Annotated in this window: 20 protein-coding genes; 13 read left to right on the top strand and 7 right to left on the bottom strand. The window is 46.7% G+C overall.

Annotated features, from left to right (window positions below; translation table 11 throughout):
- Positions 1–100: 100 nt before the first annotated feature.
- Positions 101–2,086: a Clp1/GlmU family protein gene (locus AAW31_RS18550; RefSeq protein ID WP_052751976.1), complete on the bottom strand. Its 1,986-nt coding sequence runs from the start codon at positions 2,084–2,086 to the stop codon at positions 101–103.
- A 483-nt stretch (positions 2,087–2,569) separates the two neighbouring features.
- Between AAW31_RS18550 and AAW31_RS00565 the strand changes: the two genes are divergently transcribed.
- From AAW31_RS00565 to AAW31_RS00545, 6 genes are all read left to right on the top strand, one after another.
- On the top strand, positions 2,570–3,109 hold the full coding sequence (locus AAW31_RS00565) for a macro domain-containing protein (RefSeq protein ID WP_200899678.1): 540 nt from the start codon (positions 2,570–2,572) through the stop codon (positions 3,107–3,109).
- 304 nt (positions 3,110–3,413) lie between these two features.
- On the top strand, positions 3,414–4,979 hold the full coding sequence (locus AAW31_RS00560) for a c-type cytochrome (protein ID WP_046848753.1): 1,566 nt from the start codon (positions 3,414–3,416) through the stop codon (positions 4,977–4,979).
- Between the two features lie 12 nt (positions 4,980–4,991).
- On the top strand, positions 4,992–5,147 hold the full coding sequence (locus tag AAW31_RS21030; RefSeq protein ID WP_158441313.1) for a hypothetical protein: 156 nt from the start codon (positions 4,992–4,994) through the stop codon (positions 5,145–5,147).
- A 144-nt stretch (positions 5,148–5,291) separates the two neighbouring features.
- Complete coding sequence (locus tag AAW31_RS00555) at positions 5,292–6,293, top strand: isoaspartyl peptidase/L-asparaginase family protein (RefSeq protein ID WP_046848752.1); 1,002 nt, start codon at positions 5,292–5,294, stop codon at positions 6,291–6,293.
- Between the two features lie 610 nt (positions 6,294–6,903).
- The gene (locus AAW31_RS00550; RefSeq protein WP_046848751.1) at positions 6,904–7,401 is read left to right on the top strand and encodes an NUDIX domain-containing protein; all 498 of its coding nucleotides are present in this window, start codon (positions 6,904–6,906) and stop codon (positions 7,399–7,401) included.
- 133 nt (positions 7,402–7,534) lie between these two features.
- Positions 7,535–8,413: an IS982 family transposase gene (locus AAW31_RS00545; RefSeq protein ID WP_046848750.1), complete on the top strand. Its 879-nt coding sequence runs from the start codon at positions 7,535–7,537 to the stop codon at positions 8,411–8,413.
- A gap of 244 nt (positions 8,414–8,657) precedes the next feature.
- Here AAW31_RS00545 and AAW31_RS00540 read toward each other — a convergent pair whose 3' ends face one another.
- The 6 genes from AAW31_RS00540 to uvrA all read right to left on the bottom strand — a co-directional run bounded on the left by AAW31_RS00540 (position 8,658) and on the right by uvrA (position 15,990).
- The gene (locus AAW31_RS00540; protein ID WP_046848749.1) at positions 8,658–9,080 is read right to left on the bottom strand and encodes a hypothetical protein; all 423 of its coding nucleotides are present in this window, start codon (positions 9,078–9,080) and stop codon (positions 8,658–8,660) included.
- 166 nt (positions 9,081–9,246) lie between these two features.
- The gene (locus tag AAW31_RS00535; protein WP_046848748.1) at positions 9,247–9,942 is read right to left on the bottom strand and encodes an SDR family oxidoreductase; all 696 of its coding nucleotides are present in this window, start codon (positions 9,940–9,942) and stop codon (positions 9,247–9,249) included.
- 36 nt (positions 9,943–9,978) lie between these two features.
- Positions 9,979–10,167 carry a hypothetical protein gene (locus tag AAW31_RS00530; protein ID WP_046848747.1) on the bottom strand — a complete coding sequence of 63 codons (189 nt, stop codon included), beginning with the start codon at positions 10,165–10,167 and terminating at the stop codon, positions 9,979–9,981.
- A gap of 463 nt (positions 10,168–10,630) precedes the next feature.
- Complete coding sequence (locus AAW31_RS20295) at positions 10,631–11,302, bottom strand: hypothetical protein (RefSeq protein ID WP_046848746.1); 672 nt, start codon at positions 11,300–11,302, stop codon at positions 10,631–10,633.
- Positions 11,303–11,869: 567 nt separating this feature from the next.
- Positions 11,870–13,141, bottom strand: a complete 1,272-nt coding sequence (locus AAW31_RS00520) for a glycerate kinase type-2 family protein (RefSeq protein WP_046848745.1) — start codon at positions 13,139–13,141, stop codon at positions 11,870–11,872.
- Positions 13,138–15,990, bottom strand: a complete 2,853-nt coding sequence (uvrA, locus tag AAW31_RS00515; protein WP_046848744.1) for an excinuclease ABC subunit UvrA — start codon at positions 15,988–15,990, stop codon at positions 13,138–13,140. The genes AAW31_RS00520 and uvrA overlap by 4 nt, the downstream gene beginning before the upstream one ends.
- A gap of 93 nt (positions 15,991–16,083) precedes the next feature.
- Here uvrA and AAW31_RS00510 point away from each other — a divergent pair, with 93 nt between their 5' ends.
- The 7 genes from AAW31_RS00510 (at position 16,084) to AAW31_RS00495 (ending at position 20,111) form a co-directional block, all read left to right on the top strand.
- Complete coding sequence (locus AAW31_RS00510) at positions 16,084–17,442, top strand: MFS transporter (protein WP_046848743.1); 1,359 nt, start codon at positions 16,084–16,086, stop codon at positions 17,440–17,442.
- Positions 17,443–17,907, top strand: a complete 465-nt coding sequence (gene ssb, locus AAW31_RS00505; protein ID WP_046848742.1) for a single-stranded DNA-binding protein — start codon at positions 17,443–17,445, stop codon at positions 17,905–17,907.
- Between the two features lie 102 nt (positions 17,908–18,009).
- On the top strand, positions 18,010–18,192 hold the full coding sequence (locus AAW31_RS21625) for a hypothetical protein (protein ID WP_200899677.1): 183 nt from the start codon (positions 18,010–18,012) through the stop codon (positions 18,190–18,192).
- The gene (gene dgt / locus AAW31_RS21620) at positions 18,105–18,596 is read left to right on the top strand and encodes a dGTP triphosphohydrolase (protein WP_200899763.1); all 492 of its coding nucleotides are present in this window, start codon (positions 18,105–18,107) and stop codon (positions 18,594–18,596) included. Before AAW31_RS21625 ends, dgt begins: the two co-directional genes overlap by 88 nt.
- A complete protein-coding gene (locus AAW31_RS21615) occupies positions 18,533–18,955 on the top strand; it encodes a hypothetical protein (RefSeq protein ID WP_200899676.1) in 423 nt (140 codons plus the stop codon). The genes dgt and AAW31_RS21615 overlap by 64 nt, the downstream gene beginning before the upstream one ends.
- A gap of 18 nt (positions 18,956–18,973) precedes the next feature.
- Positions 18,974–19,336 (top strand): hypothetical protein, encoded by a 363-nt coding sequence (locus AAW31_RS21610; protein ID WP_052751972.1) that lies wholly within the window; start codon positions 18,974–18,976, stop codon positions 19,334–19,336.
- A 508-nt stretch (positions 19,337–19,844) separates the two neighbouring features.
- Positions 19,845–20,111: a GIY-YIG nuclease family protein gene (locus AAW31_RS00495; RefSeq protein WP_144412797.1), complete on the top strand. Its 267-nt coding sequence runs from the start codon at positions 19,845–19,847 to the stop codon at positions 20,109–20,111.
- The last annotated feature ends 807 nt before the right edge of the window (positions 20,112–20,918 follow it).

The following is a 20,918-nucleotide window of genomic DNA, read 5'->3' as shown; positions in this document are numbered from 1 at the left end:
GCTCATGGCATAGGAGGCATTTTTGCATTTCTCTCATCGTTGTGCAGGCGCTGATCATTGCCCGGTTTTTACTGACGCAGCTAAGCTAGGGTCGGCTTTGCTAAGATAGTTCATCCTGCTTGTTAGTACGCCCAATAGGTTGCAAAGCAGGCGGCAAAACAACACATGAGCAGACAGCATGTATCTCATCATAAACCTGCTGTAGCTGGTCAGCATAGCGCTGGGAAAAGTGGAAGGGCACTAGTCTGGCAACTTCAGCAGCTGTTGCGATTTCGCCACAAGCGCGTGTAGTTAAATGACCAGTCTGCGTAGCTTGGCTGGTATCTGATTCCATAAAGCAAGCTTCGCAGAAAAGGGTATGGGCGTATCGAGCTAAAGTCTGTAGCCGCAGGCGATTATCTGCGGTATCCGCAAAATCGGTCGCATAAACTATTTTCTTGCCTGGCTTGATCAGGACCAGGTCATTTGCGATAACCGCCACACTGATCATCGTGCCGTCAGGTAGAGTAATGATTGCTTCGTCATTTCCGGCCAACAGGTATTTTTTTACCTGGGCTAACCAAGGCCCTGGCTTCAGGTTATGTGTTTGCAGATAATCTTTGCGGATATTGATTTCCTTCGTCGGTTCGAAGGCGTAGGCCAGCACTGGTGTGTGGTGATCTAGCAATTGTGCTCGAATACGGAAATCTGCATCTTGCAGGATCACATTTGCTTCCAACTTGATCTCGTCTAACGGCACACATGCTTGCTGGCCTGCTTGGAGGCGAAAGCGCAATAAATGATCGGTATGTACTTCTGCTACCTCAAACTGGGGTGCGCGCCCACCGATCCGATCCCATAGGATACCTTGCAGGAAACCTTTGATGTTTTGAGCCAATCCCGGCGGCCCATACAGACGGCATGGCGGAAACTTTCCAATGCGCGAACGCAGTAACATTATGAAGCCACCAATATGGTCGATATGAGTATGACTGATGAAAACATCCGTTACCTGATGGGCAATGCGTGCTGGCAGACGCACCCCCTCTCCTAAATCGAACAACAGGCTCCGCCTTTGCTGCCGCAAGCGCACGTGCAATAGTGGGTCGCCAAGAATCCCATTGACCAGACAGAAATCGATTTGCCCGACTCGCCCCATCACTTGCATACCACTATTTTGCAGAGCTAGGTCGCTCATATTGGAGGCCGGTAGGTAGGTGAGCGGTTCTGCCGCAAACGGTACCGCTGTTTCCACTAGACCGCTGAGCGAACGCTGCGTATCTCGGATCAATACACAATCGAAAGCGTGCGGTAGGTATGGCAACCTGACAGTTAGCTGCTTTCCGTGCAAATGCTTCACTTCGGCCATGACCTGTGTCTGATTGCGATTCAATAATGCGACCTGCCTTCCAGCCCAGGCACTGACTTCACCTAAAGGAGGTGGTGTGCCGATAATATTTACTTGCGTCAGATCGACCGTTTGTTCAATACCCTGCTTAAGGTAGTCATTCCATAGCTTTGTACGCTGATGAGCGCGACTACGTTTTCCGGGTTGCCTGGCTTCCACGCTGGCTGGGACTATGAAGATCTGACTCGTCAAGCTACGCAGTTCATCGAGTAGCGCTGGAGGTCGACCAGCCGTAGTAAGCATGAGCACAGCATCAACAGCTGCTACTTCAAACAAACCTTGCAGCAATTCGCTACCAGCAACGCCACGGGTGACGCCAGGGGCATCAATTAACAGTATGTTGTCATCAAACGATGGGATAAGGTGTTGTATCGCTAAAACCAATGGCAGACGGAAACGACTGGCATTGAGACTGCAGAGAGCTTCATAACTGCACATCTGCCAATCATCCGATTGCCATCTAGCGAGAGAAACAGCGCCTGGAAAACCAAAGGCAGGCGAACCGGGATCAGCACAGATACCATAACAGCTTTGGCCAGCCTTGTTGAGTTCGTGTGCCAACTGAGCAGCCAACGTCGATTTGCCGACTCCAGGTGGGCCATGTAACAATATACGCCGGTGGTGTGTTAACACGGTGGTAGCGATTTCAGCCGGTCGATACGCTAAAACAGGCAAGTAGTGTCTATTATTGCTAAACATGCATTCTCCCTCCTTACGTGCAAAAAGCTGGATGACTTTTGGTCTTAATTTGATCACAAAAGTTTTTTAACTGAGGCAGTTTCCAATCATTTTTACAGGCAGAAAAAGCTAAGCTGGATTTTGTTAAACACAAAATGGCATCGCTGCCAGGTTGATGATGCGCAGCATCATGAGTAATGTTGCTTAATCTGCTGAAGCTGGGTGGATAGTTATTTGTTCTCAAAGTTCTCGTCCTAGACTTTCTGCTAAACCGTTTGGCTGACACGACTCAGCAGTTGGACAAAGAGTAAACTGCAACAGCTAGTTATTGAAGTGTAATACCATTTCCCAATCAAAAATGGCGCAAAGGCGAGCCGCAGACAGTATCAATCATACGGTAAGGTAAAGCCGGCAAAGCCAGTTTTGATTTAGCAATGGAATAAAAAGAGTAAAGCGATTAAGGGATATTAATTTACTCTAACCTAATAATGGGAGAAGTAATTTATGATTAAGCATGAATTCTTCGGCGTAACGGTTGAGTGTGTTAAGGGAAATATTGCAGCTCAAGCTGATATGGATGCCATTGTGAACGCGGCTAACGCCATGTTGCGAATGGGGGGTGGTGTGGCAGGCGCGATTCATCGGGGAGCAGGCCCTGGCCTCGAAGAAGAATGTCGCGAGCTTGCACCTATTCAGCCTGGCCAGGTGGTCATAACCGGAGCACATAATCTGCCAAACCGTTATGTTATTCATTGTCTTGGGCCGGTCTACGGTAAAGATGAGCCTTCTGATCAGTTGCTATCTTCTTGTTATCGTAATGCGTTGCAATTGGCCGAGAATAATCGCATCCGATCCATTGCTTTTCCGGCAATCTCGACGGGCTTTTTTGGCTTCCCCTTGGAATTAGCTACCAGGATCGCCTTTCAGACAATTTTCAATATGCTTCCCAGGCTTTTGATTGTTAGGCATATCCGTTTTGTTTTGTTCAGTGATGCTGATCGGCAGTTATATGAGCAAATTCTTGACGAGTTCGAAGAAACATGATTAGGTATAAAGTGTCCTTGTTTATGAATTGAGAGTGAATAGTTAGCTATAACGCAGTGTAGCGATATATTTATACCTATTGCGACTCGCCATTACACGCATACGGGTCATTTTTAAAAGCTATTCATCCAAGACAACAAACTATATCAAGATATTAAAGCATTACCAGATTGAAATGAGGCACAATTTTCTGAAGAAGTTTAAACCTAACATTGCGGCATTTTAACCGTTAATTCGTTCTATTGTTATAGGGTTGCCATTTTTTTATCCCCTGGTGGGAATGCCGTTTTTAAGGAGGACAGATATGAAAAAAATGCTATCAGCTATTACAACGTACTTCATTACGCTCCTTGTAATTGGGACATGTTCTGCAGGAAACGATCAGGATGTGGCTGAGGGGCGCGATATTTGGTTCAAGAGCACGTTCGGTGGTGAACATTTTTTCAGTAATATTTTACCTAATCCGCCTTTCAGCCTTCGTCTTGCTTTTGATCAAATGTTAACTACGCCACGAGATAGCCGTTTCGACGAGTATGGGGTTATCAATGACCCAGATTGTACTCCAGGTGATGCATCGACCAGTTACCTTGATAAATGTGCTGATCCCGAGTCTACCGGTGTCATTGGCGTACGCAAATTTCCCAATCCTTCCGGAGGGGCCCCACTCATTGGGGTGACTTGTGCTGCTTGCCACGTGGGGTTTGATCCTGTGCGTCCCCCTGCAAACCCGAACCGTCCACAGCAGGAAAATATTCACCCCACCGTCGGTAATCAGTTTCTGCAGATCGGGAAGATCTTCAAGGGGGACCTTTCACCGCACGATCCCCGCTACCAGATTTTCTCCAGCTGGGCGCCAGGCACCGTAGATACCACCTTATTAGAAAACGATCACATCAATAATCCCGGGATGATTACGCCGATCTGGTCCGTACCGGACCGTCCATTTTTCGATGTGACTATGAATGGCGAGCCTGTTCGTGCTCATCGCGGCGGGCAGGGAGGAGAAGATGATATCGGTTGTGAGCAGGCAACAATTCGGGTTTATTTCAACATAGGCATGTGTGCGGCAGAGTGCATGGTTGGGCATCTTGCCAACGGCCCTGGAGGAAGTCAGACGCCCATCGATCTTGCTGAGTGCAGGCAGATATGTCCTGAGCTGCTGAAGGCAGAAGAGTCGGTAGGAAAACTCTGCGCCTTCCTGCAAACCCCTCGTCCTCCAAGTCTGGTGAATGCTCCGGAGGGTGCTAACTTTATCGACTGGAAGGTCGTTGGTACAGGCAAGAAAGTCTTTTCGCGCGCGTGTGCATCCTGCCACTCGGATGGAGACCGTTCTATCAAGCACAACGTGCTCTCCGATGATTTGATTCACCCATTCTCGGAAATTGGTACGAACAGTTGCCGCGCCCGTACTACCAACTGGATGGCTGGACACATCTGGGCCGCTTTTTCCTCGGACCAATACAAGGAGCGGCCTACTGGCGGACCAGGTTTCTACCGCAACATGCCCCTGGTTGGTATTTGGGCAACAGCCCCGTTCTTCCACAATAATCGATTGGGCCGTCATCCTGGTGATCCGTCAGTCGCCAGCCTTATCACAGCTTATCAGGATGCGATGGATCTGTTGTTAAACCCTGACAAACGGGACGAACCCGGGTCGATTCAGCGGACTAGCGACTTAGTGCAATTGCCAACTCCATCCGGTGTTGTGACGCTTCCTGTCGGGACACCTATCGCCCAGTTCGCCAGCATCGATCCCAACAGTGGCGCTAACCTCTGTCCGGATTTCATTGAAAATCAAGGGCATTATTTTGGGGTAGAACTTTCCAGCGAGGAGAAGTATGCTCTGACGGAGTTCTTGAAGACACGTTGACGTAGCGAGGCGATGCTTATAACGAGCGGATTGGTTCAGAGCTGCATTGCAGCCCCACCTGATACGGAAGGCAGGGCCAACATGGCCGGCACGATGCCTTCCGATCTTTATGGGACCGCAGGGCAGTTCTCTGCAACGAGCGCAACACAGCATTTGTTTTTGCAGTGACATAAAATATACCTCGCAGCGGCCTTACCATTTTGGAGAATGAGAAAATCTCGAAGAGATTTCTATCATCAAGTAGTCAATGGGAATTTTAGAATGATTCATGGATATTAAAAACAAGATCAATACGCTTATCTTGGGAGAAAAATGGGAATTAACTCCGTAATGGTTGATATCTCACCCATCCGGTTGGTCATTCACGGTGGCGCTGGTGCTATCAAGCGTGGTAAGTTGAAAACAGAACTCGATCATGCTTACAAACAGGCGCTCGTTCAATCCTTGACGGCGGGTTATACGGTACTTGCAGCGGGTGGCAGCAGCATTGATGCTGTGATTGCGGCAATCGTAATAATGGAGGATTCGCCCTTGTTTAATGCTGGCAAAGGCTCGGTGTTCAGCCATACTGGCCGCAACGAACTGGAGGCCTCGATTATGGAGGGCTCCACGCTCATGGCTGGGGCTGTTGCTGCGGTTACAACGATCCGTAATCCGATCCTCGCTGCTCATGCCGTGATGACAAAAAGCACGCATGTGATGCTGATGGGCGAGGGTGCTGAAACCTTTGCTGCTGAACAGGGCCTTGCGATCGTAGATCCGTCTTATTTTTATACACAATACCGCTGGGATCAGTTACAAAAAGCGATGGCCAAAGAACACGTGCTGCGCGATCACGATGCTGGTGCAGCGACATTATTGCCAGACGAGCATGAAAAGCGCGGTACGGTGGGTGCCGTGGCGCTGGATCGTCACGGTAATCTCGCTGCTGGTACATCAACGGGCGGGCTCACGAACAAGCGCTTCGGACGCGTGGGAGATTCGCCGATCATTGGTGCCGGCACTTATGCGGACAATCGCTCGGTTGCGGTATCTGCCACCGGCACGGGAGAAATGTTCATCCGAGCTGCAGCTGCGTTCCATACGGCAGCACAGGTGCGGTTACAGCACAAACCGATTGCGGATGCGGCCAATAATGTGCTGGCAGAAATTGCCGCCATGGGGGGCGATGGTGGCTTGATTGTGTTGGATGCAAAAGGCAATCATGCCATGTGCTTCAATACCACAGGAATGTACCGCGGCGTCATCGGTAACGATGGCATCGCTCGGGTGGGTATTTTCTCGGAAGCCGAAACACCTGCCCCGGAAAAGTAATTATATAGAGGTTAATTTCTTTGATACTGCCTTATCAGGTTTAGAATTTTGCTCCCTTTCTTTTCTCACCATCCACTTAATGGTGGTTTAGATACCTAAATATGCGTCTAAAAAGGCAGCAGAGATATCGATTTTGTTCTCGACATAATTTGTGACGATAAATGCTATGCCTAGGATAATCATGGCCGACCAGAATGCAGCGGGGTGTGCTCTTCTTTCTTCTACATCAATGAAATAGAGTGCCTATCACACATCTGAAAGCACTATTGCGATCATGATTAATAAAAAAGTAACAATTGAAAATTCCATACATCATCCTGAAAATAATCTTGCACACTGGATGAGTCGAGTAACCTTTAGGCGGCTGTCTGTGCCATTTTGAAACAGAATAATTGCATACAGAACGCGTCTTGATGATAATAGCATCGTCAGTATGTCTTAACGTTATGCCATAACTTCAGTATTTCTCCTGGCTGCTATCTAAATGCGAAGCTTCACCCTTATTCGATTTCCAAATAAAAAATGGCACGAAGGCAAACCGCAGTCAATATGAATAATACGGCAAGGTGAAGCCGACAAGGTCAGTTTTGATTTAGAAATGGAATTACTCATGAGCGTTCAAAGTGCAGGTATTATTTTGTACCGCTTTATTGATGCCAAGCTTCAAGTCATGCTGGTTCATCCTGGCGGGCCTCACTGGGCAAAAAGGGAAGATGGAGCATGGTCAATCCCAAAAGGGATATATGAAAAAGATGAAGATCCGCTCGCTGCGGCTAAACGAGAGTTTCGAGAGGAAACAGGACATGAAGTAGACGGCGTGTTTATTGACCTGGGTGAAATAAAACAGCCTAGTCGGAAAATAGTGCATGCATGGGCTTTAAAACATAATTTTGACACTTCAAAAATCGTAAGTAACCTGTTTAGCATTGAATGGCCACCCAGGAGCGGCAAAATTCAGCAGTTTTCTGAAGTCGATAGAGCGCAATGGTTTGAAGTACAGGAAGCTAAGAAGAAAATCTTGAAAGGGCAGCGACCATTTCTTGAAAGATTAATGCAACAACTTGACTACATACCGAAAAATACAGAAGTGGCGCATTATTTTGAGTAATAAAGTATTACGACCAAGCAAAACAATATACTTAACGTGAGTTCGACATAAGAAAAGCTGTAAAAGAAACCTGAATTCCTTATGATGAAATGGTTTTGCAAAAGAATTTCATCATGAGAGGAGTCAGATTTCCATGGATACTACAACGATTTTTTGTGAGAGTGACGAATTTTGTAAAGAGTTTGAGCCGCAATGGGAGCAGCACTTATTAGAGTCATCGCTGAAACAGCGTCGGCGGCAAGGAGCGCTGTGTCTAAGCGAAATCATGACCATCATGGTCGGGTTTCATCTATCCGGGTACCGGACGTTTAAACACTATTACCTGAATTACGTGTTGAGGTATCAGCGCGATTATTTTCCAGGGTTGGTGAGTTACCACCGCTTTGTGGAGCTGTTGCAAGGTAGCCTGGTGCCTTTGTGCTGTTTTCTGACCAGTCGCTTTGGGCAATGTAGTGGGATCAGTTTCATTGATTCGACTAAGATTAGTGTGTGCCATAATCGCCGTATTGGGTCTCATCAAGTAATGGCAGGGTTTGCTGCCCGGGGAAAGACCAGCATGGGTTGGTTTTATGGATTCAAGCTGCACCTGGTCATTAATGACCAGGGAGAATTGCCAGGGGTAAAAATAACGGCGGGCAATGTGGATGACCGTGACCCGGTACCAGAGGTGACGCGCTCCTTGTTTGGCAAACTCTTCGGTGACCGGGGCTACATTTCGCAATCACTCTTTGAGCAACTCCGCGAGCAAGGCGTGCAGCTCATCACCAAAGTACGCAAGAACATGAAAAACAAGCTGTTGCCGTTGTTTGACAAGCTGCTGCTACGTAAACGTTCGATCATTGAGAGCGTCAATGACCCATTGAAGAATATCTCGCAAATCGAGCACTCCCGCCATCGCAGCCCAGTTAACTTTTTTGTTAATCTGATAGCCGGATTGGTGGCTTACACCTTTCGCGAGAAGAAACCCTCACTTAATATCAGGCTCCCTCAAGCTCTTCCAGTCGTGATTTGATGATTCTTATGTCGAATTCACGTTACTTACCTAATTTGCTTAACTTTTAGCCCTTAGCTATTAAAGTTTTTATGATTAATTGGCCAATAACGAAGAAGATCGCTGAAGAAATGGAGGGTGAAGCAGCCAGCAAATCAGCTCAGTATTGTCATTCATGGCACCATATGGCGAAAATAAAAGCTGTTATGAGAATGAGCGCTTGATCTTTTTAGAGTCTATTTTTCGAATAAATTTGTAGCCATCTTCAAATATTTTTGTTCTTCGATCTCATCGATCGATCGCTCAAAAATAGCTTTTCGCCCACCAGTCTGATTTCCAAATGCTCGCCATGTAACGCCAGTACACTTTCATCAGCAAACTGCAAATATAATCGGCTATTCTGCTTCTGAGGCTGAGTCTGAGTCTGAGGCTGAGGTAGCGGAAGCGGGATCGACTCATAATGTTTCCCGTTCAGCTCTAAATAACCCTCGATCGCAGTATTGGGCAGTGGTGGTAACGGTACTTCAAGCTGAGCATGCTCCATAAGCATTATCACCTCTTGGCTCCAGACGACAGCCGGCTTGTGTTCCAAATGAATGTAGGTAAAGGAAAAATGTAGCTCTACTTTTTCATCCTGAAAACGAAGATGACTTACGCGTGATTCAAAAAGCTCCCATATTCTGCCCATTATCGCCACACCATTTTATGCATTAAAAATTCAACCTCTTTTTTTCTATAACGCATGTATAAAGCATACAGCTTACCGCAAATTCCCTACTCCGTGGCGAGACAGGTCCGCCCAGCTTAAACTACTCAAGCGGCTCAACAGATCATTCATGGTACAGTTTGTCTTATTACCAGGGGATTTCGCTGCCATCATAGCGGAAGAAGCGACCGCTATCTGCCAGGGAAAAGGCATCGACTAGAGCGCGCATCCCTTTGACACTCTCTTGGGTAGTCAGTGGCGCATCCGGACCGCCCATCCGCGTTTGTACCCAACCGGGATGCAGCAATAATACTCCGATCTGCTGCGGCCTTAGCTCTAATGAAAATCCCTTCATGGTGGCATTCAACGCCGCTTTACTGGAACGATAGTAGTAACTACCAGGGCTTTCGATCTCGGCAATGGAGCCCATGTGGCTACTGATTGCAACGATTAAACGCTTTTGACTATGCCGCAAATGATCAAGGAACGCGCGGCTCACGCGTAACGCGCTCATCGTATTAACGCAGAAAGTGTGGGACCAGGCTGCATAATCAATGTCTTGCTCTGGCTGAATGTATTTCTCGAAATAGACCCCTGCATTGTTGATCAAGAGATCGATAGGATGGTCCGCAAGTTCTCTTGCCAAGGCGTCAATTTGAATGGAATCGGTCACATCCAGTCGATGTATGGTTAAGGCATTGTGCTCGATTTCCAGCTGCTGCAGTTCTTCCGCTTGTGCAGGAAATCGACAAGTGGCGAAAACACGCCAACCTGTCGCCGCATATTGACGGCACCACTCCAAGCCGAGTCCGCGGTTACTACCGGTAATTAGAACGTTTGGCATAATAGCGATGACCTTCTGCAATTAAAGTAAAGTGCATCAAGCAATTCCCTCTGGAACGTCCCAATAGCGTTCCGGCTTGATATCTCTGTAAGCGCGTATGATCATAATAACTTTTCCGATCTTTTTGAGATTGTCAGGCTTAACGATATCGACGTTATCGACGATATTAAAGTTTGCTAATATGGCATAGCTTTCTTTTAACAACAATTTGGTGTGTTGTGTCATGGTTTACCATTTAATATCTTCGAAACAATGACAGTCCTATTTTAGGATATCCTGTTATATTGAGATCAACCTGTGATTCGCATTGCACGCCATAAATGTTTTATGGCATCGAGTAATACTACCATTAATTGGATATTCGAGAAGAAGCGAAGTTTCCTAACTGGCTATGCCGGTGAAGAATTAAGCCGATGATAGAGCTATGTATAGAACCATGCCTCATATTTGACATTCTCTTTCTTTTCCGCTGATTTTATGTGCGGCTCACCAGCGCCTGGCTCACACCAAAATGCTTGCTTTAGTCATATATAATAAGTCTTGCCGGAATCAATATATTTTTTGTCATTAAATCTCTATCGATCCGGATATATGAAATGTCTATACACAATAGTTTTTTTGGGTTATAAAAAAAGCCCGCATATTTCTTGCGGGCTATCTAGAACATATCCTACATATGTTGATTTAATTAAACCAAATTGAATATCTCCATATGGGTAGTAATTTCGCTAGCAGATACACCAACTAACGTAATTGATGAATCACCATCCGTAAATTCAAAGGTAAAGCTGTTATTGATCTGGGAAACATGAGTAAAGGACAAGTTCATATTTGCACCAGCATGAATATCACCGAGTTGGAAGGGTAGATGGTCATTATCAATCTGAATAATGTGATCACCAAGCCCATCGAGATTGATGATGTCATCACCATAGCCGCCAACTAGAGAATCACTACCATAGCTACCATTATCAAGCTGATGCAAAGCAGGAATTTCATAATTTTCCACATCAAGATTTAAATATTGAGAATGCTCTGAGCTTTCTAAATATTCTAAATGCTGTGAATTGTCTGTGTATTCTAAATGCTCAACATCTTTCGAGTGGTTAAGATATTCTAAATGTGCATCAACTTTATGAGCATGATCTGGAGTATGATCCTTTAAAAGCTGTTCTAATATTTCTTTAAGATTTAGACCATTTTGTTCATTATGCCCATTCCCATTCCCATTCCCATTCCCATTCCCATTCCCATTCCCATTCCCATGCCCATGTTCGTTTCCATGCCCATGCCCATGCCCATGCCCATGTCCATGCCCATGTCCATGCCCGTGTCCACCGCCTAATGAATCATGTCCCATTATTTAAAAACTCCTTCAATTGAATGGATAAATACGCATGAATGTTATTAATTAAATCGATGCAGGTGGTATATGATATTCATATAAAACTTCATGAAAACCATCATTAGATCGACCTGACAGTCAGCAATCTGCTTCGAACTGGAGTGATATTGCTGGAACAACTCCCTCGCACTTAATTACATTCAATTATTCAGCGCTCTTCAGAATTTCATTGCATAAAATAGACGGTAACTTCCTTACTCGTTTAATTTTTGCAACTAAATCTGTTTTAGTTATCGGCACTTGGTGAAAAAAACTTAATTGATTTTGTGGCTGCAGTGATAGTAGAAATGATACAAGCGGCCTCATCGCTTGAAAAACAAGAATTTCAATTCCTTTTTCATATAAAAAATGACAAAGAGGTAATATGCTGAAAGTATATAAATAATGCGTCAAGTTGAAACCGACAAAGTCAGGTTTGATTTAGAAATAGAATGAGATCTTCAACAGAATCATCTTGAATAAAGCTGGCACTTCATTTCGCCGAACCAGTAAATCACTGGCCATGGAATAGATAAAAAATCTCTATAAGATCAAAACCACTCGATAGTCATTCACATTAGTGCGGGTAGGGCCAGTGATGAGCAGGTCATTGAGTTGTTCAAAAAAGGTATAGGCATTGTTGTTATTTAGCAGGGGATTGGGATTGAGACCAAACTGATGAGCACGAGTGAGCGAATCGGGAGTGAAGATGGCGCCTGCGTTTTGTTCTGTGCCATCGATGCCATCGGTGTCACAGGCAAGGGCATAGATTTCTTTCAGTCCATCTAATGCAATGGCGAGCGAGAGTAAAAATTCGGTATTACGTCCACCTCGGCCATGACCTTTGACCGTTACAGTGGTTTCTCCACCTGAGATTAATGCTACGGGTGGTTTAAACGGTTTACCGTAATGGCGGATTTCTTTTGCCATGGCCGCATATACTTTGGCCACTTCCCTGGCTTCTCCGGTGACGGTATCGCCCAGCATCAGCGGCGTGATGTGGTGCATGCGAAAGAAATGCTCAGCGGCTGTGAGTGATTGGTGCGCCGTGGCAATAACGCAATTTTTTACATTTTTAAAAATGGGATCACCCGGTTTGGGAGTTTCTTCTTCATTATGCTGACTTTTATTCTGCAGAATATTCATGACATGAGAAGAAGCGTGGACGGCATAATGTTTGATTACAGCGAGCGCGTCAGCATAAGTAGTGGGATCAGGCGCACAAGGGCCTGAGGCAATATGCGTCGGTTCGTCTCCGGTGACATCGGAAATAATCAAGCAATGGATCGGCGCACGGCAAGCAGCAGCCAGTCTGCCACCCAGTACGGCGGATAGATGTTTGCGCACCGTATTGATTTCCTGGATCGATGCACCACAAAGCAGCAGTTGTCGAGTGATATCCTTAAGTTCACCCACTGACACGCCCGTAATCGGTAATGATAGCAGGCTGGAACCACCGCCACTGAACAATCCAAGCAGCAGATCGTTAGCGTTGAGCGTCTGCACTCGTGCCAGAATCGCTCTTGTGGTTAGTTCACCATGTTGGTCAGGTAACGGATGACCCGCTTCGATGACTGCTATTTTCTGGGTAGGCAGGCCGTGACCATAGCGTGTGATGACAATACCCTCTAAATTTGCTTTCGCTGGCCAATGTGCCTCTACTGCCTGCGCCATGGCTGCGGCAGCCTTGCCTGCTCCTACTACTAGGGTCTTTCCTTCGGGTGGACTCGGTAAATGAGTCGGGATGATTTTTAGCGGGTCAGCTGCAGCTAGCGCTGCCTGGAAACTGTTGAGCAACAGTTCGCGTGGGTTCAAGCGCTTACCTCTGTGTTTTCCTTTTTACTCGCGGCAGCAAGCATCGGTTTCAAATATTCGCCGGTGACGCTTACCGGGTTTTGTACGATATCTTCTGGTGTACCTTCGGCAATGATCTGGCCGCCACCATGACCCCCTTCTGGCCCAAGATCGATGACCCAATCCGCGGTCTTAATCACATCGAGGTTATGCTCAATCACGACAACGGTATTGCCATGATTACGCAGCCGGTGCAGTACCTTTAGCAAGAGATCAATATCCTGGAAATGAAGACCGGTAGTAGGCTCATCAAGGATATAAAGCGTGCGGCCGGTATCACGTTTGGACAGTTCCAGTGACAGTTTTACACGCTGCGCTTCCCCGCCTGAGAGCGTGGTAGCCGATTGTCCGAGTGTGATATAGCCCAATCCAACATCCAGTAAGGTTTGCAGTTTACGCGCGACCACCGGCACGGACTCAAAGAATGCAAAAGCATTTTCCACAGTCATCTGCAGGATTTCGTAGATGTTTTTGCCTTTGTATTGAATCTCCAGTGTTTCCCGGTTATAACGCTTGCCATGACAGACGTCGCAGGCGACATAGATATCTGGCAAGAAATGCATCTCTACCTTGATGACGCCATCCCCCTGACAAGCTTCGCAACGTCCTCCTTTGACGTTGAACGAAAAACGCCCAGGATTATAGCCACGCTCACGTGCCTGCGGGACACCGGCAAACAGTTCACGAATCGGCGTAAACAAGCCCGTATAAGTAGCCGGGTTAGAGCGTGGGGTGCGGCCAATCGGTGTCTGATCCATATTGATCACCTTATCAAAAAAGGCCATGCCTTCAAGCTCCTGATAAGGCGCAGGCTCCGTGCTGCTGCCATAGAGATGTTGCGCCACAGCGCAATATAGCGTGTCATTGATCAGTGTGGATTTGCCTGAACCCGACACCCCGGTAATACAGACCAGCAGGCCAACAGGCAGGTTGAGATCGGTATTCTTTAGATTGTTGCCAGATGCGCCGGTGATTCTCAGCATACGTTCAGGATTGGGGGAAGTGCGGCTTGGTGGCACCTCGATGGCTAATCGGCCTGAAAGGTAGCGACCAGTCAGCGAGGAGGGGTTTTGCTGAATGTCTGCCGGGGTACCTTGCGCAATGACATCGCCACCATGTTCACCAGCGCCAGGTCCCATATCGATCACATGATCGGCCAGCTGAATGGCATCCTGATCATGTTCCACCACGATCACGCTATTGCCGAGATTGCGCAGGTGCTGCAGCGTTTCCAATAAGCGGCCATTGTCGCGCTGATGCAGTCCGATCGAAGGTTCATCCAGCACATACATCACACCTGTCAGGCCAGAGCCAATTTGACTCGCCAGGCGGATACGCTGGGATTCTCCGCCCGATAAGGTATCAGCAGAGCGGTCGAGCGACAAATAATCCAGTCCGACATTGTTGAGAAATTGCAGGCGGCTGGCGATTTCCCGTATGATTCGTTCCGCAATTGCTTGTCTGTGTCCAGCCAGCGTTAGCTCATCGAAAAACGATTTCGCTTGCTTGAGCGGCCATGCACTGATTTCATAGATAGCTTTTCCATTGACCTGCACATGCCGTGCTTCACGGCACAAGCGCGTCCCTTCGCAATCCGGGCAAGCGCGCGAGTTGATGAATTTCGCTAATTCCTCGCGCACGGTTTGTGAATCGGTTTCCTTATAGCGACGTGTCAGACTGGGAATGACGCCCTCAAAAGCATGTGTTTGCTGATAGGGTCGACCACTTTCATTGAGGTAGGAAAATTTAATTTTTTCCTTGCCGGAGCCATGCAGAATGATGCGCTGGATTTTTTCGTCCAATTGCTGGAAGGGCGTTTCCAGATCAAAATCATAATGCCTGGCCAGTGCCATCAGCATCTGGAAATAAAACTGGTTACGCCTGTCCCAATGTTTGATCGCGCCGGAAGCAAGGGACAAATGCGGGAAGGCAACGATCCGCTCAGGATCAAAGAAGGTAATCTGTCCCAGCCCATCGCATTTGGGGCAGGCGCCGACCGGGTTATTGAAGGAAAATAAGCGCGGCTCCAGCTCTGATAAGGCATAGTTGCATACCGGGCAACTGAATTTAGCAGAAAACAGATGCTCCTTGCCGCTTTCCATTTCTACGGCCAAGGCGCGGCCATCAGCATGGCGTAAGGCGGTCTCAAACGATTCCGCCAATCGCTGTTTGGCATCAGGCGATATTTTCAACCGGTCAATGACTACTTCGATGGTATGCTTCTTGTTTTTTTCCAGTTTTGGCAGATTGTCGATTTCATACGTTTCTCCATCGAGCCGCACGCGCACAAATCCTTGCGCACGCAGTTCGTCGAATAGATCGAGTTGCTCTCCTTTGCGCCCGACCACGCTCGGGGCCAGTATCATCAGTTTGGTGCCTTCTGGCAATAGCAGCGCCTGGTCCACCATTTGCGAGACACTCTGGGCGGACAGGGTAATACCGTGCTCCGGGCACTGCGGCTCGCCCACGCGCGCAAACAGCAAGCGCAGGTAATCATGGATTTCGGTGACGGTGCCAACCGTTGAGCGTGGATTATGTGAAGTAGCTTTCTGTTCGATGGCGATGGCAGGGGATAATCCCTCGATCAGGTCGACATCGGGTTTTTCCATCAGTTGTAGAAACTGCCGCGCATAGGCGGATAGCGATTCGACATAGCGGCGCTGTCCTTCCGCATACAGGGTATCAAATGCGAGCGAGGACTTACCTGAGCCGGATAAGCCGGTTATCACCACCAGTTTATTGCGCGGGATATCGAGGTTGATATTTTTGAGGTTATGGGTGCGTGCCCCGCGAATCTTAATCAGTTCCATCAGCTACCTAAGTATGGGTCAACCTGCTAATATACCTAATTTTCCAGTTTTCTCACAATCTGATTCATGTCTGCATTATCAACTTCCGAAAAAATGTCTCCGCTAGAAAAGCGCGCCTCCATCGGCCTGGCCGGTGTGTATGGATTGCGCATGTTTGGACTATTCATTATTTTGCCCGTTTTTGCGCTATTTGCAGAACATCTTCCCGGTGGGGATAATTACACGCTGGTGGGGATCGCATTGGGTGCTTACGGACTGACCCAGGCGATTTTGCAAATCCCGTTTGGCTGGATGTCTGATCGCATCGGACGTAAGCCTGTTATTTATTTAGGACTAGTGCTATTTGCCATCGGTAGTTTCATGGCCGCTACTGCCCTTGATATTTATTGGGTCATTGCCGGTCGTATCATTCAGGGCGCAGGTGCGATTTCTGCAGCGGTTATGGCGCTTGCCGCTGATCTGACTCGCGAAGAGCACCGCACCAAAGCCATGGCCATGATCGGTATGACCATTGGTGCTACCTTTGCACTTTCACTGATGCTGGCGCCTTTGCTGAACCAATGGATCGGCGTACCGGGTATTTTCATTATGACAGGTATCTTAGCGATCGCGGCGATTGTAGTTGTTAACAAAATGATCCCTGATCCTGTCATCAGCCGTTTTCATTCCGATACCGAAGTATCCACCGGACGCTTTGCCGATGTTCTGCGTGATCCGCAATTATTGCGCCTGAACTATGGTATTTTTGCGTTACATGCCGTATTGATGGCGCTCTGGCTGGTCGTGCCACTGTCACTACGTGATGCGGGGCTGGCGGCGGAGCAACATTGGCAGATTTATCTGCCGGTACTGGTTTTATCGGTGGTACTGATGGTGCCTGCCATTATCTATGGGGAAAAGAAAGCCAAACTCAAACTCATCTTCGTTGCCGCAGTCGTCCTGCTACTGGCGGGGCAAATTTTACTGGCGCTCATGCATCAATCCTTATGGGGAACCGCAGTGGCACTACTGGTGTTTTTTACGGCTTTCAACCTGCTGGAAGCCAGCCTGCCTTCGCTTATTTCAAAAATCGCACCGGTTGGCGCGAAAGGAACGGCCATTGGAGTCTACAGCAGTACCCAGTTTTTGGGTGCATTTGTTGGCGCAAGCGCGGGGGGGTATTTTTATCAGCATTACGGCATGGATGCGATTGCTGCCTTCTGCGCATTATTGTTGGTTACCTGGTTGTATCTGGCAGCTACCATGAAAGCACCTGCAGCAGTGCGCTCCAAAATGTACCATGTCGAACAGATGGATGCGGCTCAAGCTAATGGGCTGTCGCGTGAACTGGCAGCATTGCCCGGCGTTTATGAAGCGCTGGTATTGGCCAATGAGCAGGTGGCTTATCTAAAAGTCGACCTCAAAGGGTTTGATGAACAAAGAGTTGTCCAATTATTAAAGGGGAGTGCATAAATGGCATCAATTAATAAAGTTATCCTAATTGGAAACCTGGGACGGGATCCGGAAGTACGTTATATGCCAAGCGGTGACGCCATGGCCAATTTGAATATTGCCACCACCGATACCTGGAAAGATAAAGGTGGAGAAAAGCAAGAGCGAACCGAATGGCATCGTGTGGTAATGTTTGGCAAGCAAGCTGAGATTGCGGGCGAATATCTCAAAAAGGGCTCTCAGGTTTATATTGAAGGGCGCTTGCAGACACGTAAATGGACGGATAAATCTAATATTGAGCGATATACCACTGAGATCGTCGCTGACCGTATGCAAATGTTGGGTGGCCGCGCAACCGGTGCCAGCTTCGAATCTGCTGACAGAGAAGGGGAATACAATAGCAGTGCGAGCTACGCTAATAAACCTGCCAACTACAATAAGACAGGTAGCGGGTTTGACGATCTGGAAGATGATATTCCATTCTAACTCTTGCAAGAGTTTTTGTTAAAAACAGATAAAAACCAGCATAATTGCTGGTTTTTATTTTTTTAATCTGACAAATTTATTGATTGGAAAGAGATAGTAAATATGGATTGGGAGCAGCTATTGTCGACCGAGCGTTTAGGTCGCGGTCAGGAACAGAAAACAGATGCACGATCAGAGTATCAGCGTGACTATGACGTATTGTTTTCTCCAGTGCTTTTCGGCGTCTTCAAGATAAGACGCAAGTCTTCCCGCTGGCTGAGAGCAATTACGTCAGGACTAGGTTAACACACAGCGTAGAAGTGTCGTGTGTTGGTAGGCCCCTGGGTACACTGGCCGGGAGCTTAATTATAGAGCGCAGTGGGTTTAAGGACTTTCAAGCACTAGAGTTTGGGAATATTGTTGCTGCTGCCTGCTTGGCACATGACATTGGTAATCCACCTTTTGGTCATTCTGGTGAAGATGCGATCAGGACGTGGTTTGAGGGCGTTGGTAAGTCGTACTTAAAAGATCTTGCTTCTGAACAGGTACAAGATTTTCTCGAATTTGCGGGTAATGCACAAGGCTTTCGTGTGTTGAGCCGCCTGCAAAACAATATCAATGGGGAGGACTTCAACTCACATATGCAGTGCTCGGTGCTTATAGCAAGTATCCGCGCCGAGCTCATATCTCATCTTTGGAAGGTTCAGTGAAGGTTAGTGAGAAAAAATTTGGCTTTGTCATTGGTGATGAGGAATGGTTCATAAAAGTTGCAGATGGCCTTGGTTTAAAGAAGAAAATGGATGGCGCCTGGTCCCGCCATCCTCTAGCATTTCTGATGGAAGCTGCGGACGATATTTGTTATCGAATCGTTGACTTGGAGGATGGTCATCGGCTTGGGCGCGTCACGTTTAAGGAGGCAGCAGAACATTTGGAGCCAATTGCATTTGATTCAAAAACAGCTCTAATGTCGGGTTCATACACGGGCATAGATAATGACAAGAGTAGATTCGAATACCTGCGAGCAAGAGCAATTAATTCTTTGATCCTTGATGCAGTATCGGTATTTTAGGAGCATTACGAGGAACTTATGGAAGAAACGCACGAACAAGACCTCATGTCGCAATGCAAATTTAATAACGAACTTAAAGCTATTAAAACACTATCCAGAGAAAAAGTATATGCAGCACCAAACGTTCTTTATATCGAAGCAGTCGGTTTTGAAATGCTTGGTGGATTGTTGGACAAAGTTGTGCCAGCCCTAGTTGGCATTGGATGCTCAATATCATCGACAGAAAAGAAAATTTTGGAAATCATCCCAGAGCAATTTAGAAAAGGTAAAACACATTATGAGCGCCTTTTAAGTGCTACTGATTTTGTGTCAGGTATGACGGATTCATTTGCAGTTACTCTATACCGTCGACTTCGAGGAATTGAACTACCAAGAGGGTAGATAAGTATAAATAATGGAAGGAATATATTCACAATTCTTGGAGTTTATAATTCTGAGCTTATAAGTAGAACGAAAAATAAAAATATTTATAATTACAATATAATCACTAGCTGGATTTCTATTGCGAAGTATTAGAAGGCGCCTTTAAAAATTCAGAATTTAAACAAAGCGGGGTAAGAATAACAAATATTTTCGCTGCATATAATTGATACTTCCGGCTTGCGCCGGAATGACGGATGAGTAGAGAATTAGCGTTATACTGCGGATTCGAGTTCGTTATGGATATTCTCCAGGTTGATAACGAGATCAATCCGGTCACTCAAGAGGCAACTAAGACTGATCAATAGTAACGATTTTTTAAGAAGAAGCCTGTATATTAAGATGGTGAAGACATGTGATGTAGAATCAACCAGACGGTATCAATTGCACAGTGTGCGCTATAGGTACCGTCATTCCGGCGTAAGCCGGAATCCAGAGCAGTGACTAAACTTTGCAGCCTTGTGTTTACATGTTGGCTAGCCGTAGAAACGGTACCTTGTATGTCGGTGTGACATCGAACCTCGTCAAGCGTGTTTGGGAACACAAGAATAATATCGTCAAGGGATTTACCCAGAAATACGGGGTTCATACGCTCGTATGGTTTGAACTGCATGAAACCATGGAGTCAGCAATCCGCCGCGAAAAGGCGATCAAGGAATGGAAACGTGACTGGAAGTTGAAGCTGATCGAGCAACAGAACCCGGCATGGTGGGATTTGTATTCCGAGATTTTGTAACAGTTGCGACTGGATTCCGGCCTATGCCGGAATGACGGATGAGCAGAGAATTGGCGTTATACTGCCAATTCGATTTCGTTATTGATATCTCCGGGTTGGTGATACGATCAATCCGATCTCTCAAGAGACAGTCGAGACTGATCAGGTAATAAATTTTTTATAATAAAGCGATCCCTAGGTCGTGAGAACAAATAGTGAAGAATGAATCTGGCGATATTGTTTTCCCGGTGCACGCTATAGGCACCGTCATTCCGACGTAAGCCGGAATCCAACCCAATGACTGAACTATGCAGCCATGTGTCTACATATTGTTGATGTAACACCCAACCTCGTCAAATGTGTTTGCGGTCATAAGTACAATGTCATCAAGGGATCTAAGCTGATCAGCTGAAAGCGCTAGCGCGCGAAATAAAAGAAGATATAGAGGAGTTTGATTTTGGGCTATCGCTTTAGGCAGAATGATAAAAAAATTTGCCGGAAGCGAAGGAACAGTATGCCTTTTAATAGAGGTAGGTGCGGTAAAGTACGAGCAACCGTTTTCATTCATTGGACCTAGCTTATTTGAATGAAACTGATCGGCTGCGTTCTCGTTCAGTTTGTATCAAGTTTTATTCAGCTAGCCGTTTTCATAATCTGCTATCTTCTTTTTAAGCATTGACAGATATATCTTTCGATGTGTTTGTCAAAAGAGCGGATCAAAAAAAATTACTTACTTCTAATGGATTGAGCACCTAAAGCTATTATTTGCTGATGTGTCGGCGTACATTGTACTTTGGCTAAATCTATCAGAAGAGTAGAGGATAAGTA

Source organism: Nitrosomonas communis (assembly GCF_001007935.1).
In the GTDB taxonomy this organism is placed as follows: Bacteria; Pseudomonadota; Gammaproteobacteria; order Burkholderiales; family Nitrosomonadaceae; genus Nitrosomonas; species Nitrosomonas communis.
This window is presented reverse-complemented; position numbering and strand designations above follow the sequence as displayed.